This is a genomic window from Ureibacillus sp. GCM10028918 (assembly GCF_042666115.1).
In the GTDB taxonomy this organism is placed as follows: Bacteria; Bacillota; Bacilli; order Bacillales_A; family Planococcaceae; genus Ureibacillus.
This window is the reverse complement of sequence record NZ_JBHTFK010000006.1, coordinates 124,593-138,758: the sequence shown is the minus strand read 5'-3', so window position 1 is coordinate 138,758 and position 14,166 is coordinate 124,593. Positions and strand designations below refer to the sequence as shown.

Below are 14,166 nucleotides of genomic sequence, written 5' to 3'. Positions count from 1 at the left end.
ATTTTTGTGAGTAAGCAGCTTGCCCACAGCTAAGAGGTGCCCCGCGCTTTCGTTCCTAATATTACCAACGGAAAGCTCCTGCTAGAGCAATTCCTGCAATGGCACCAATTGCGATCCCAATACCCAATCCGCCTCCACCAAAGCCCCAAAAGCCAAGACCAAATCCGCCAAAGCCACGACTTGGCATAATCCAAACCATGTCTCGATCAACTCTAGTAATTGTACCGACATGTCGACGGCCGCATTTTTCTGTAATGTGAACTCTTTTGCCTATGTGACGGCAACATAGATCGTATGCTTCTCTTGGATGCATTCTATTTCCCTCCTTTATACTAAACTACTACTCAATATATGAAGCTAAGTTTTTATGACACGTGTGAGGAGTCTAAAGCATATTCTTCCAGAACAATAAATTATAGAAATAATAGTTTGGAATGGGGAGAGATAGATGTCAGTCGTTCATACACCGTTGGTACTTTCTAAATTAAGTGAAAGAATTAAACATCAGGAAGAAAGAATAGTAGAAATTCACAGGGAAATGATATGTAATCCTTTGAAAGAATTTTTCCCACAATTCACTACGGAAGAAATTCAAGGAGAGCTATTATCAAGAGGATTATTTGATCCATTTGAAAGTACGGCAATCAGTGAGATTTTGATGGGGCTTGAAGATAGAAAAGTATGGAAAATCGTTCAACAAGAATTTGATTATCTTAAACAATTATGGAATGGACCAGATGTGCCTATTTTTATTTTTCCACTAACAAAGCATCGACCAATAGTAGAGGGTGCAGAAGTGAAGAAAAACGGTGTTTCTTATAGTAACGTGCTATTTTTATTTGTCTGTGAAGAACTAGAAACAGCGGAATTAAAAGCTTTGCTGGCGCATGAGTATCATCATATCTGTAGAATGTCCTACTTAGATAAATCCCCGCATGAAATCGAGTTGCTTGATACATTAATAATCGAAGGAATGGCAGAATTTGCTGTTGAAGAGTTATATGGTGAACGATGGTTATCCCCGTGGACAAAGGTTTATTCACAGGAAGAGTGCTCGGCATTGTGGATAAAATACTTTGTGCGAGCGATACACGAAAAAGGTGTGGATAACCACTTTTCCTATTTATATGGCAATGAAGCTAAGGGGCTGCCAAGATGGATTGGCTACGGTTTAGGCTACAGAATAATTCATTCTTATATTGAAAATGGAGGAACATCCAATCAAGAGCTATTATACAAAGTTCCTTCTCATAAAATATTAAAAGGTTCTTCCTTTAAAGTTTAATAAATCTTCTTGCGGCCAATTTAGCTTGTGTAATGGTTTTAAGTCGTTTTCTTGTATAAAAAATTAACCAGTTACTCACAAATTGTAAGTAACTGGTTAGGTAAATGTTTATAATTTTAACGTGTTGCTGCTTCGTTGGCTGCATGTAACCCAATTGTTTTATTTTTGTTCCAAATGGAGTTCCATTGACTTAATGCTACTGGTATTTCACCTTGATAAGTCGCAATTTCAATTGTAATTGCAGGGATACGTTTTTCATTGATAATCCAAGCTGTAGAGTTGCCCGAGCCATATTTATAATTATAGGCGGCCCCTTTAGGCTTAATAGGATTATACCCTGTTAGATTGGCAATTTTATTTACAATTTTGCGATCTCGTTCCAGTTCACTGGCTGTTTGGACCCCGCCCCAATAGATGATACTGCCTGAGGAGTGATAGGAAAGATTCGTTTTGAATTTATGTTTATTTACAAATTCCACAAAGGCTTTTGTTTCCGGTTCCGAGAATGCTCTTGGACCTTTGTAGTTTCGATAGCTTTTTTTAGATGGGATTTTCCCCCAACTTACACCACCGAAGTTTTGATTTAAATCTACGCCACGTCCATTGGCCTTCCAACTTTTAAATGACCCATTTTTTGCATACGTTTTTGCATAACTGATATTATTCGGATCTTTTAGTGCATTAATGCCTTGTTGAACGAGGGTAACGCCATCAGGATTCATCATTGGCAAGAACCAGAGCGATACTTTATTTAAAGTATTCCTTACATCCCAACCACTAAATACCGCATTGCGATTAAATGAGAAACTATATGTATCAATCATTTCTAATAATACATTAGTAGTCATATGTTCACGGGCATGGAAAGAAGCATCCATTAAGATTTCCTTTTCGCCGGTTCCTACACGTAGACCATAGATATCACGCCCTTCAGCGGAATATCCAATAACCTCACGTTCTGTAAACTCGGGATACAGGAGTGAAAATACTTCGATATAATAGGACATTTTCGAATAAGAGATTGTTGATTTGCCATTTACAATACCTTTATGATAAAGCTCTTCAAATTTAACTTGAGCTTTCTGTCCCATGAAATTGATGATGGCTCTTTTGTTATCCTTTGAAATGCCTAGTAAATCCACAGCTTTAGCATGGTATAGTGCACCAATATGATTACCCTTTTCATCATAAACAGCAATATTTTTTTCTGTATATAAAGTAATAGGGAAAGAAGCATTTTGCTTCACTGTTAATGTTGCCGCTTTGTTTGATGGAACAGCTGCACTTTTCTCAACAGCATAAGTTACATTATCTTTTGTAAATAAGTAATACCTTGAATTAGATGAAGTTGGCATAAAAGTATAGCCGTTTTTAAGTGTTCCAAGGGGATAGTAACTATCTTTTACTTTTTTGTATAATGTGGAACTTCCACTCGTTGATATTTCTTTGTTAGAGCCGAAGCCTGTTGTATATTTAGCAGGCAAATAGGCAACTGTGCCACCAAAGAGGATCCTATAAAATTGTCCAGTTGTACCGATTACAACAAACTTTTGATTGGCTATCCCATTTTTGACTAAAGGTGTTTTTGTGCTTGCATCTTTATATAAAATAAATCCTGCCTTTGTTGTGAGTGTATCTTTACGAAATTTCTCTGTTATAGTAATGGATTCCTCGGTGAAGATTAAATCGGAATACTCAACATAGTAATTATGATCCCCAACGGAAATTAAAAAGAAATTAGTTTCTTCAGTTCTTGAAACTGTGTAAACTGCGGATGAATTTGTATTAATAGCCAAGACCTTAGATTTGTTGGAATCAGCGTAGATTTTGGCACCTGATTTCATTTGAACCGTAAAATTATTCATTGTTGAAGAAATAGGGACATAGCCAATCGTTTGTCCGACTAATACCTCGTAATTACTCCCGCTAATCCCGAGAATCTTCATTGTGGTAGATTGGGACAGTGATACAGCAGCTGTTGCAAGATTGCTATCCGAATAAATAGTACTGTTTTCTTTTAATTGGATAATTTCGTTTCTGGTAGAAGTTTGTGGAGCAGTCGTTTGGTCGATAGTTGATGTTAATGATTTATCGACTATATATTTATGATTCCCAATCGTTATTTTAACTTTAGCAGGGTCCGATGTTGATTCGACTGCATAGCTAGTATTGCTTTGGTAGATTGTACCTACCAGTTCACCAGTTGTAGAAAGCAAATTTCCATCAGCAATAATAGTGGCCGAATAACTGTTTGCAGTTGCTTGTCCAACTGCAATCGCGTCAATTGGTAGATATCCTTTTGTATTGCCTATTTCAACAATGTACAGATGATTTTCTTTTTCAAGAACGTTTAGCGACATTGTACTTGTACTGGTAATCATGGGAATTGTCATTTGGCTATCCTTATAAATAGTAAATGACGCTTTCGTAGTCACTGTTTCAAGAACATTATTGGCTTCATTTTCAGTAGTGCTAATAATTTCTACATCATTGTTGTTAATTGATAGAATGTCTTCACCAATCATAATCTGAATTGTATTTTCAGAGTTTGCGATACCAACGAGCTCCGCATTATTAGAAACTGTTAAATGATTGCTTATGTAGTCTTCCTTAAACTTAAAGAGATAGGTTTGACCAGCAATAAGATGATCATATGTATTATTTTGCTCTGTTAATTCTATGTTGGCTACATCTTCAATAGTCTGGGAATAATCTTCAGCTACATCAACCTCTTGTACTGTTTGATCTTCTGTATTAGCGATTGCCTTACTTGGTAATCCGGTTAATAGGGTTGAACAGGTTAGGAAAAATACGAGAAGACAAGAAGATAGCCTCTTCGATGTTCTCTTGTTATACATAAGCTTCAATTCCTCCTTTTAATTATTAATCTAATAATATCTCAATATAGTACGAAATTTAAAATATTTTTGAAAAATATAGAAAACAACCTAAGGTGAGTTTGATAAAATCAGGCATATTTATAGAATAAGCCTCACTTTTATAAAGAAAATTATCTATAGACCAACCCATAAGAATAATGAATAATTTAATGAATTCATTTAACTTTCCATGTTTTAAATTTTTTTAATACAGTATCGGTTTGGTTTATATCTAGAAATAGAGGGTAATTAGTAATTTAAAGATTCCTAGATTAACAGCTACAAACTTACCAATAAACTTAATTTATCGTTTTTGTGTATTGCAATGAATCTATCCCTTTGATTTGAGCGGAAATCTGCTGAAGAGAAAAGGCGAGGAAGGAGATTAAAGTATGTTGAAAATAGAAAATTTAACGAAAGTCTATCGAGGCGGGAAATTTGCTGTTGATAAGCTAAACCTTGATATCCAAGAAGGAGAATTTATTGCTTTCATTGGTACCAGTGGAAGTGGTAAAACAACCGCACTAAGGATGATTAACCGAATGGTTGAACCTACAAGCGGGAAGATGACCTTGAATGGAAAAGATCTGAACAAGATGAATGCCGTTACTTTAAGGAGGAGTATTGGTTATGTAATCCAGCAGATTGGTTTGATGCCACATATGACGATACGAGATAATATTACGTTGGTACCACAACTTTTAAAATGGTCAAAAGAGAAGAAGGACGAGACAGCTCGCCGGTTAATTGAACTAGTCAATTTACCAGAATCCTACTTAGATTTTTACCCGGCTCAGCTTTCAGGAGGGCAGCAACAACGTATTGGTGTTTTACGAGCCCTTGCTGCAGATCAGGACATTATCTTAATGGATGAACCATTTGGTGCTCTTGACCCGATTACACGGGATACACTTCAAGATTTGATTAAAGATCTTCAACAGCGACTGAATAAGACGATAATCTTCGTTACGCATGATATGGATGAAGCTATTAAACTGGCAGATCGAATCGCGATTATGCATGAAGGGAAATTGATTCAATTTGATACCCCCGACAATATATTAGCAGCCCCAGCTAATGACTTTGTTAAGGAATTTATCGGTTCACATCGCCTCATTCAACAAAAACCAAATATTAAAACCGTTGATGAAGTAATGATTAAACCTATCTCTATAACACTTGAAAAAAGTCTCGATGAAGCCATTCGTTTAATGGTGGAAAAACGGGTTGATACGCTATTTGTAACAGATGGCGTCAATCGACTACAAGGATATTTAGATGTAGAAAGCTTTACTGGTGCCCGTAAAACGAAGAAAAGTGTTTCAGAATGCTATGAAAAAGACGTCTTCTACGTAAAAACGGGTTCTAAATTACAAGATTCTGTTCGGAGAATTTTAAAACGTAACCTAAAAAATATCCCTGTCGTCGATGAGGAGAATCGTTTGGTGGGGTTAGTGACTCGTGCAAATATTGTCGATATCGTTTATGACACAATTTGGGGGGATGAAGAACCAACCGCTTCATCTGAAGGGCATACTGGTTCTGAAAGTTTTAGGGAGTTGATTAGTGGATGATCGCCTTTTTCACTGAAAATAGCTCGGATATTCTCTTGAAAACTTGGGAGCATTTTTATATTTCTATGATTGCGTTAGCTTTAGGAGTAATTATTGCCGTCCCAATAGGTATCCTTTTATCGAAATCAAAATATATATCAAAGATTGTTCTAAGTATTACTAGTGTTCTGCAAACTGTACCATCCTTAGCCTTACTCGCTATTATGATTCCGTTATTTGGCGTAGGGAAGGTACCAGCAGTTGTTGCATTATGTATTTATTCTTTATTACCAATATTAAATAATACGTTTATTGGCATGCGCTCGGTGAATGGGAATACCAAAGGTGCAGGCATTGCAATGGGAATGACGACTATACAGTCCATAGTATTAGTAGAGTTGCCATTAGCAATACCTGTGATTATGTCAGGTATTAGGCTATCCGCAGTATATGTTATCTCCTGGGCAACGCTAGCTTCCTATATTGGTGCAGGTGGTTTAGGCGACTTTATTTTTAACGGCTTAAATTTATATCAAGCGGAACTCATTATTGGTGGTGCCGTTATCGTTACTCTTTTAGCGTTGCTTGCTGACTTCCTACTATCAAAACTAGAAAAGTGGGTAACTCCTAAAGGACTAAGAATCGAAGGGGGTCGTGCTGCATGAGGAGACTCCTACTAACGAGTGTAATCTTACTATCTTTACTAATAAGCGGATGCTCGCTATCTGGTAATGCGGAGAGCAGCACGATAAAAATTGCTTCAGTTGTAACAACGGAAAGTCAAATATTGGCTTATATTACGAAATATATGATTGAACATTATACAGATGAAGAGGCCGAAATCATAAATAACCTTGGTACAGGTACTGTCGTCCATCAAGCAATGGTAAATGGGGATGTCAATATTTCAGCTGTTCGGTATACGGGGACGGATGTAACAGGTGCATTGCATGCGCAACCTATAAAAGATGCTGATGAGGCATTGGCTTTTGTACAAAAGGAATTTACAGAAGAGTTTAACCAAACCTTCTTCGATTCTTATGGGTTTGAAAATACCTATGCCTTTATGGTAACGAAAGAAACTGCAGAAAAGTATAACTTAAAATCTGTAAGTGATTTAGCGTCTATAGCCGGTGAACTTGAAGCAGGTGTCGATACTTCATGGATGAATCGTGAAGGGGACGGATATAAAGCATTTGTCGAAGAATATGGATTCGATTTTTCTCGTACCTACCCAATGCAAATTGGTTTAGTTTATGATGCAGTTGATTCGGGAGAGCTTGATGTTGTCCTGGGTTATACAACGGATGGACGTATCTCGTCCTATGATTTGGTCGTTTTAGAGGATGATTTAAACTTCTTCCCTCCATATGATGCGAGTCCATTTGCAGATAATGAACTACTTGAGGAAAAACCGGAAATCAAAGAGACATTAGATCGATTAGTAGGAAAAATCTCTACAAAAACCATGCAAGATTTAAACTTCTTGGCAGATAATAATCTAATTGAACCGGCTGTGGTGGCGGAACAATTCTTGAAAGAAAATGATTACTTTTCGGGAGGTGATGAGTAATGAGGGATATGTCTCAAATGTCTACAACGGATCAATTTTTCTTCTATATAAAAGAAAATGGCATGTATGTATTTAATCTGTTTTTAGATCACTTTCTAATTTCGATTTATGGTGTCTTACTGGCAGCGCTTGTTGGTATTCCGCTAGGTATTCTCATTTCAAAATATGGAAAACTCTCTAGTGTGGTCATTACCTTAGCAAATATTATTCAAACGATTCCAGCCCTCGCTTTAATGGCAATATTAATGCTTGTATTAGGATTAGGGAAAACGACCGTTATTGTAACAGTATTCTTTTACTCATTACTTCCAATTATAAAAAATACGTATGTCGGCATTACAACCATCAATAAAAGTGTTACAGATGCAGGGCGTGGAATGGGGATGACCAAGACACAAGTATTATACATGGTTGAGTTACCCTTATCCCTTTCAGTGATCATTACAGGAATCAGAATCGCCCTTGTCATAGCAATCGGAATTACTGCTATCGGTGCATTTATTGGTGCTGGAGGTTTAGGTGATATTATTATACGGGGTACAAACGCAACGGATGGTACGGCTATTATTTTAGCTGGTGCCTTGCCAACTGCCCTAATGGCCATCTTGTCGGACATTCTGCTAGGTATCATTGAACGTCGATTGGATCCAGTAAAACGTCAGCAAAAGAAACTTATTTCAACAATATAATCTCTTGATACAGTTTAAGTGCTAGCCTCTATAGAGTTATAGAAACTAGCACTTTTTTATTGAATATGAAGATATATGTTTTTTTGAATAGTGTCTAGCGCAAGCACCCCAGCGCCTTGAATGCGTCTGCCGCCTCCTCGAAGGCAAAAAAAAGTGCCAACTTGTCCGGAAAGCTCCAGCAGATTGAGGCTAAGCAGGGTGCTTGCGCTTTTCTTAATTATTCAAATCAGATAATCCTGGGCTGTGTTCATTTGGCATTTCAGGCAGTTCTGGAACTGGGTAAGGCGTTGGCGGGTCAACTACACGCAGTTCTCCACTATTGCGGCTAGGTGATACGCCGTTAAAGATTTCTCCTGCTCGGTGGTCATCTAATCGGAAGTTAAAGAATGCATTATGGAAGCCCATATCAATATACTTTTGACATTCTGGATATTTGTTAATGTCATAATTCGGAATCGGCAATATTTTTGCCCAATCAACGCCAAGTGTTTCAAGAGCTTTAGCAAAAGCGTTTTGGTGAGCATTATCACGAACTATTAAAAAGGCTAAGGTTTCTCTGAATGCTTTATTTGAGCTCATTTCGTAGATTCTTGTTTTTTGAAGAACGCCAGTTGATTCAAGTACAAGGTTGTCCAGTAAATCCGCAACTAAATTACCATGACTATAAACATAATTCCCCATCCAAGGGTTGCCTGCTGCATCAACAGGTAATGAGCTTTGAGCACCCATTATATAATGATGCGGATTTGCATGTTTTATAGCCTCATCTAGTGGGGCTTGATCGATACCGGCATTACCAACGCCAGGGTCTCCAGAACCATTTAGCAGTTGGTTGATAGTTGTTTGAACAAGTTCAACATGACTAATTTCTTCTATAAAAATACCACGGATTAAATCGCGATATTGCTTCGCCTTGCCTCGGAAATTGGCACTTTGAAATGAGAATTGCATCATCGTACGCATTTCACCGAAACGTCCACCAAGTGTTTCTTGCAACACCTTGGCGGCCGCAGGATCTGGTTTATCTGGAACAATCATATTAATTAAATCTTCTTTATAAAAATACATGGAATCTCCTCCTAGGAAAGTAGTCTGCCTCATAGAAAGTATAGGTTTGTATTTCGATTCTATTCAGTTTACAAAACAAAATTGAAAGACAAACGGTAGGGAGAGGAGATTATTATTCGGTGGGATTAACATTGTTCACTCAGTTACATACTGCTAGTACTTGTAGTATTAAGTTTATTCAGCACTATTTAAGGGAAATTTCTTTTAAGATCTAATGTTTTAATGTGAGAGGGTTAAGTCCAATGATAAATTTTTTAGGTATAACACATGATAATCATATAGAAAAAAATATTGCTATAAATCAAGCGGTATTGGCAGATTATAAATGGTTCTGGGTTGATTTTAGTGAACCTACCGAAGAAGAAATACAACATCTTGCAGATACGTTCCACTTTCATCCCCTCGCGATTGAGGATTGTGTGCATGAGTTTCAGCGCCCTAAATTGGATTATTATAAAAGCTACACATTTTATGTAACCCATCTTCTTCGAGAAGAAAATGAAAGCATTGTCAAAGACGAATTAGATTTTTTTGTTGGAGAAAGCTGTATTGTCACTTTTCATAGTGTGGCTTCGGAAGAGGTATCAAAAGTGTGGGGTCGATTTTTAGCGCAAGAGTCAATAGCTGGTTGGGACCCATACTATATCTTTTATGAAATATTAGATAAAATCGTCGACAATTACTTCCCACTCATATATAAAATTGAAGATGAATTAGAGAAGATGGTTGAGAATACGAATAAGAAATCGATGAGTCATCTCATGGATGAATTATTTGAGACGAGAAATATGCTATTAAATTTGCTGCACTCTGTTAATCCAATGCGGGACTTACTATACCGTATGTTGAATTCCCACCATCTGAATGTGGACCGCATTAGTGAAAGAAGAGAATACTTTTCGGATATATATGACCATCTGTTAAAGTTATCGGAAATGGTTATGACAAATCGAGAAGTAACAGCAGATATTAGGGATAGTTATCTATCATTAAACTCTCATCAAACAAATAATGTCATGAAGCTGCTGACCATTATCACGTCGATCTTTGCGCCATTAACCTTTATCGCAGGTATTTATGGAATGAATTTCAATAATATGCCAGAGTTGTCGTGGAAATATGGGTACCTTTTTTCGCTCGTTTTAATGATGATTATTGGGATTATAATGTTGCTTTGGTTTAGAAAGAAAGGCTGGTTTAAATAAGGGTGGATCACCTGGGTACTTATTTCATTTTTAAGCTTAATAAAATTAATAAAATTCCTCCAAAAAGGCAAAACATTTTTTGGAAAGAAATCTTGTCTCCTAATCCCGCAACCCCTAAACCTGTTGTAATAATGAGGATACATGGGCCGACTAAAGCCAGCATGGAGTTAAGGGTCAGTGCTTTTTCTAAATCATGCGATTTATACATTAAGCCGGCTATTGTTATCTCTATACTGCCAGAAACTAATCGCAGCAACACCATATAAAGTAATGCAGATGCCACATACACCATCCTTTTGTTTTGATAAGAAAGTTTATGCTTGTCCGTTATTGAATATTTATACTAAAACATGAAATTCGTGTAAAGCTCGTGATCTATGCAATGCAAAAAATTTAAAAGAGTCGCTCCTTTGAAAGAAGCGACTCTTTTAAATATAAGAATTATAATTTATTAATTACACCGTGAAGAGTTTCTGTTAGCTCCTCATCATACTTTGCAAGTTCGATAAGATTTGCTAAACGTTCACGTAAAATATGACGTTCGATAACTAATTTTTCATCTAGTACACTTACTAATAATTCAATAATTAAGTTATTGCGAATAGCCAATGCTTCACTTTCACGTTCTGGACTAATCTTGGCATTTGGTTTTATAACTGAATTACCCATTGAAAATTCCCCCTCATGTGATTCGCTTGTTCGATTAGATTTTATCACATAATCGATTAATTATAAATGTTAGGAAGTTTAGTTTTTGAAATCAAGATATGAATAAAGGAATTTAAAAGAGTATTTAGAATATATATTTAAGGGTGGTTTTATTCTTTATTATGCAAAGGGGGAAATAGAATGAGGGGAACAATTCATAATAAAAAAAGAGAAGTAACGGAAGAAGAGGCATACGAATTTCTGAAACATGCACAAGTTGCCCATGTTGCAACAATTAGTCAAGATGGCTATCCGTATGTCATCCCATTTGTGTATGTATACGAAGGTGGCCAAAAACTTTACATACATATAGGAAATATACGGGAGAGTCATTTTTGGGAAAATGTGAAAGTGAATCAGAAAGTGAGTATTGAGGTATGCGAGATGGGTAATATTGTTCCTGGTAAAAAATATGCATGCCAATCCGCTTTAGGCTACACAAGTGTAGTGGTGTTTGGAACGATAAAACATATTGAAGAGACTGTAAAAAAAGAGTGGTTTTACGATCGGCTGTGGAAAAAGTATGGAGATCCTAATTGGAATTTTGAAAAGGATGGCTACCCAGCTTTACCAAAAACCGAATTGTTTGAAGTAGAAATTGAAAAAATGACAGGGAAGTTTAGTGATGCAATAAGCCATTAGCTTCAAAAAAAGGAGCCGTCTATTTAGAGCCGTCTCCTTTTTGGTTAGGATGGTTTTTCGGAGGTGATTCCAATTTCTTTATATCTCTTTATACGATAGGGGTTTTTTCGTTCCGGGAACATAATCTTATCCACAAAATTCAGGCTTTCATCAACATTTTCTACGGTTTTTATCTGATCATCACTATGCCCAGCATTAATGTGAAGCTTCAACGATGCTTGCTTTTTCCCTGTAACTCGATTAATGGTCTTCGCCAATTCTACAGCTTGCTCAAAGGGTACGATACGGTCAGTTGTGCCATGGATCATGAAAATCGGAGGGAAGTCTTTATTTATATAATGGATAGGACTAGCGACTTTCGCCTCTTCTGCCTTGTCTCGAACATTGTAGCCCATAAGCTTGTTTGAAATATTTATGCTAGCATCTGGTAGGTTGGAAATGTCTGAAATCCCATACCAGGATACGACACCTTGTATTTCGGATGAAGCCTTGGAATTACCCATTGAAAGATCCTCCATCTCTTCCATTCCATTTGTTGCGGCGAGCATACTAGCCAGATGTCCTCCAGCTGAATTTCCCCATACAACAATATTGCGTGTATCGAATCTGTATTGTTTTGCATTGGCACGTATAAATCGGATTGCCGCTTTTATATCATGAAGTTGAGCCGGCCACTTCGCCTCGTCTGTTAATCGATAACCTACATTTATCACTGCATAACCTTGTTGAGTGGCCATTTGAATCATTTTTAAGGATGCTGATTTACGGTCTCCGCTTGACCATCCGCCACCATGAATAGCTACAATAACTTTATGTGGTGGATTCCCATTTGATGGATATACAATATCAAGTTGTTGACGATCATTTTGTGTATCAGTATAAGGAATATTAAGTGTTGTTTTTTTAAACTGGTCCATATCGATGTACTGAGCTGATCCTTTAATGGATTCATCTGCATCAATTTCTTCTTCACCGTCAGCCTTTAGATTAGTAGTAAGTTGATTCAGAAGTTGTTCATCTGCTTCACCGGTAATGGTTATTTCTACATTTGACGAGTTGGTTTCAGCAGATGAGGTACCTTGAGTTTCTTGAGCGAGGGCAAAAACACTACTTAAACTAAAGAAAAGTATGAAACTAAGCATTGCTATAGCAATTTTTTTCATAGTTTCCCCCCTGGTTAGCGAGATTTAATTGTTGGTTTATTGTCTCCTAATAAATAGTGGCTATACTCAGAAGGGTTCATTTTGTGATATGTAAAATTTTTCTATTATAAATCCGCGAATTCTGCTATAAATGTAGTAGATAGGGGGATTTACAGCATGAAATGGAAGGACTATCCTCAAAATGTAAAGGTAAGATTATTAACTTCTTTTTTTAATCGAGCCCTGTCAGCTTCGGTATTGCCCTTTATGGCACTGTATTTCGCACAAGAATGGAATAAAGTCTCCGCAGGTATCTTTTTGGTAATTACGGTTGTCATTAGTTTCATTTTTAATTTAATTGGTGGTTATATGGCAGATCGATTTAGCCGAAAAAAACTCCTTTTAATAACATCTTTCTTTACTGCCGTGATGTTTTTACTAATGACTGTAAGCTTGTTGCCAGAGCAAAACCTTGTCCTATTATTCGCATTTGCTTATATCATATTTACCGTGACCAGCAGCCTTGAATATCCGACAATGGATGCTCTTATAATTGATTCCACTACTCCTGGGAATCGAAAAGCGATTTATACAGCAGACTATTGGCTGCACAATCTATCCATGGCAATCGGGACGGCAATAGGTGGACTATTGTATGTAAGTCATAAGATTGAATTATTTTCCGTACTGTCGGTTATATCCGGGGGTATTTTTATCGTGTATGCGTTGTGGTTAAATGACATCAAACTTGTATTTCTTAAACAAGAACATAATAATGCAATGTTGGATATTATACATAACTACAAAATGGCTTTCCGTGATCGTTCATTTGTTTTATTGGTAGCTGGTTTGATGTGTATTAATGCAGCAGAATTGTCTTTAAATAATTATATAGCCGTGCGATTAGCAGAAGACTTTGAACGAATCTCTATTGGTGATTTTCAGATTACGGGAATTAGAATGCTCAGTATATTAAATGTTGAGAACATGTTGCTTGTCGTGCTTCTTACATTTTTTGTGAGTCGCTTAACGGATCGATTCAGTAAAAGAAGGGTAATTTTCACTGGACTGATTGTATATGGAATTGGCTATGTAATGGTTACATCTGCAAATCCATGGTACCTATTAGTATTCTTTAATTTTGTTGCAACTATCGGGGAATTAATCTATTCTCCAATTATGAGTGCCCAACAAGCAAGTATGATGCCGGAAGATAAAAGAGGATCTTATGCTGCTTTTGCTAATCTGGGTTATACAGGTGGTGACCTAATTGCCCGATTTAGCCTCATCATCGGAGCATTTCTATTACCGACCGAAATGTCTATTTATATCGGAGCCGTTATCGTAATCGGTATTATTCTGGTGTATAAAGGACTTCTTAAAACGAAAGAGTCCCAAGAAATATAATTTCTTGGGCTTTTA

General features: G+C 36.8%; 14 protein-coding genes. 8 read left to right on the top strand and 6 right to left on the bottom strand.

Annotated features, from left to right (window positions below):
• Positions 1-61: 61 nt before the first annotated feature.
• Positions 62-313 carry a hypothetical protein gene (locus tag ACFQU5_RS08705; RefSeq protein ID WP_390286826.1) on the bottom strand — a complete coding sequence of 84 codons (252 nt, stop codon included), beginning with the start codon at positions 311-313 and terminating at the stop codon, positions 62-64.
• Between the two features lie 135 nt (positions 314-448).
• On the opposite strand from ACFQU5_RS08705, the gene ACFQU5_RS08700 reads away from it, so the two are divergent.
• Positions 449-1,285: a DUF2268 domain-containing putative Zn-dependent protease gene (locus ACFQU5_RS08700; RefSeq protein WP_390286824.1), complete on the top strand. Its 837-nt coding sequence runs from the start codon at positions 449-451 to the stop codon at positions 1,283-1,285.
• A 116-nt stretch (positions 1,286-1,401) separates the two neighbouring features.
• Here the strand turns inward: ACFQU5_RS08700 and ACFQU5_RS08695 are convergent, their stop codons facing one another.
• On the bottom strand, positions 1,402-4,143 hold the full coding sequence (locus ACFQU5_RS08695) for a M14 family zinc carboxypeptidase (RefSeq protein ID WP_390286822.1): 2,742 nt from the start codon (positions 4,141-4,143) through the stop codon (positions 1,402-1,404).
• Between the two features lie 413 nt (positions 4,144-4,556).
• Between ACFQU5_RS08695 and ACFQU5_RS08690 the strand changes: the two genes are divergently transcribed.
• From ACFQU5_RS08690 to ACFQU5_RS08675, 4 genes are read left to right on the top strand one after another with little or no spacing between them, the layout of a single operon-like run.
• Entirely contained in the window at positions 4,557-5,738 is a 1,182-nt protein-coding gene (locus ACFQU5_RS08690; RefSeq protein ID WP_390286820.1) for a betaine/proline/choline family ABC transporter ATP-binding protein, read from the top strand.
• Positions 5,735-6,382, top strand: coding sequence for an ABC transporter permease (locus ACFQU5_RS08685; RefSeq protein ID WP_390286818.1), 648 nt, complete (start codon positions 5,735-5,737; stop codon positions 6,380-6,382). The genes ACFQU5_RS08690 and ACFQU5_RS08685 overlap by 4 nt, the downstream gene beginning before the upstream one ends.
• Positions 6,379-7,290, top strand: a complete 912-nt coding sequence (locus tag ACFQU5_RS08680; RefSeq protein WP_390286816.1) for an osmoprotectant ABC transporter substrate-binding protein — start codon at positions 6,379-6,381, stop codon at positions 7,288-7,290. The genes ACFQU5_RS08685 and ACFQU5_RS08680 overlap by 4 nt, the downstream gene beginning before the upstream one ends.
• Positions 7,290-7,979: an ABC transporter permease gene (locus ACFQU5_RS08675; protein ID WP_390286814.1), complete on the top strand. Its 690-nt coding sequence runs from the start codon at positions 7,290-7,292 to the stop codon at positions 7,977-7,979. The genes ACFQU5_RS08680 and ACFQU5_RS08675 overlap by 1 nt, the downstream gene beginning before the upstream one ends.
• A gap of 213 nt (positions 7,980-8,192) precedes the next feature.
• Here the strand turns inward: ACFQU5_RS08675 and ACFQU5_RS08670 are convergent, their stop codons facing one another.
• Positions 8,193-9,047 (bottom strand): manganese catalase family protein, encoded by an 855-nt coding sequence (locus tag ACFQU5_RS08670; RefSeq protein ID WP_390286812.1) that lies wholly within the window; start codon positions 9,045-9,047, stop codon positions 8,193-8,195.
• Positions 9,048-9,289: 242 nt separating this feature from the next.
• On the opposite strand from ACFQU5_RS08670, the gene corA reads away from it, so the two are divergent.
• Positions 9,290-10,252: a magnesium/cobalt transporter CorA gene (gene corA / locus ACFQU5_RS08665; protein WP_390286810.1), complete on the top strand. Its 963-nt coding sequence runs from the start codon at positions 9,290-9,292 to the stop codon at positions 10,250-10,252.
• Between the two features lie 19 nt (positions 10,253-10,271).
• Here corA and ACFQU5_RS08660 read toward each other — a convergent pair whose 3' ends face one another.
• Both ACFQU5_RS08660 and ACFQU5_RS08655 read right to left on the bottom strand, forming a co-directional pair.
• Positions 10,272-10,544 carry a YqhV family protein gene (locus ACFQU5_RS08660; RefSeq protein ID WP_390286808.1) on the bottom strand — a complete coding sequence of 91 codons (273 nt, stop codon included), beginning with the start codon at positions 10,542-10,544 and terminating at the stop codon, positions 10,272-10,274.
• A 149-nt stretch (positions 10,545-10,693) separates the two neighbouring features.
• Entirely contained in the window at positions 10,694-10,921 is a 228-nt protein-coding gene (locus ACFQU5_RS08655; RefSeq protein WP_390286806.1) for a phosphate-starvation-inducible protein PsiE, read from the bottom strand.
• A gap of 180 nt (positions 10,922-11,101) precedes the next feature.
• Between ACFQU5_RS08655 and ACFQU5_RS08650 the strand changes: the two genes are divergently transcribed.
• Positions 11,102-11,602: a pyridoxamine 5'-phosphate oxidase family protein gene (locus tag ACFQU5_RS08650; protein WP_390286804.1), complete on the top strand. Its 501-nt coding sequence runs from the start codon at positions 11,102-11,104 to the stop codon at positions 11,600-11,602.
• A 44-nt stretch (positions 11,603-11,646) separates the two neighbouring features.
• On the opposite strand, the gene ACFQU5_RS08645 is transcribed toward ACFQU5_RS08650, so the two are convergent.
• The gene (locus ACFQU5_RS08645; RefSeq protein WP_390286802.1) at positions 11,647-12,765 is read right to left on the bottom strand and encodes an alpha/beta hydrolase fold domain-containing protein; all 1,119 of its coding nucleotides are present in this window, start codon (positions 12,763-12,765) and stop codon (positions 11,647-11,649) included.
• A gap of 156 nt (positions 12,766-12,921) precedes the next feature.
• Between ACFQU5_RS08645 and ACFQU5_RS08640 the strand changes: the two genes are divergently transcribed.
• Positions 12,922-14,151 carry an MDR family MFS transporter gene (locus ACFQU5_RS08640; RefSeq protein ID WP_390286800.1) on the top strand — a complete coding sequence of 410 codons (1,230 nt, stop codon included), beginning with the start codon at positions 12,922-12,924 and terminating at the stop codon, positions 14,149-14,151.
• The last annotated feature ends 15 nt before the right edge of the window (positions 14,152-14,166 follow it).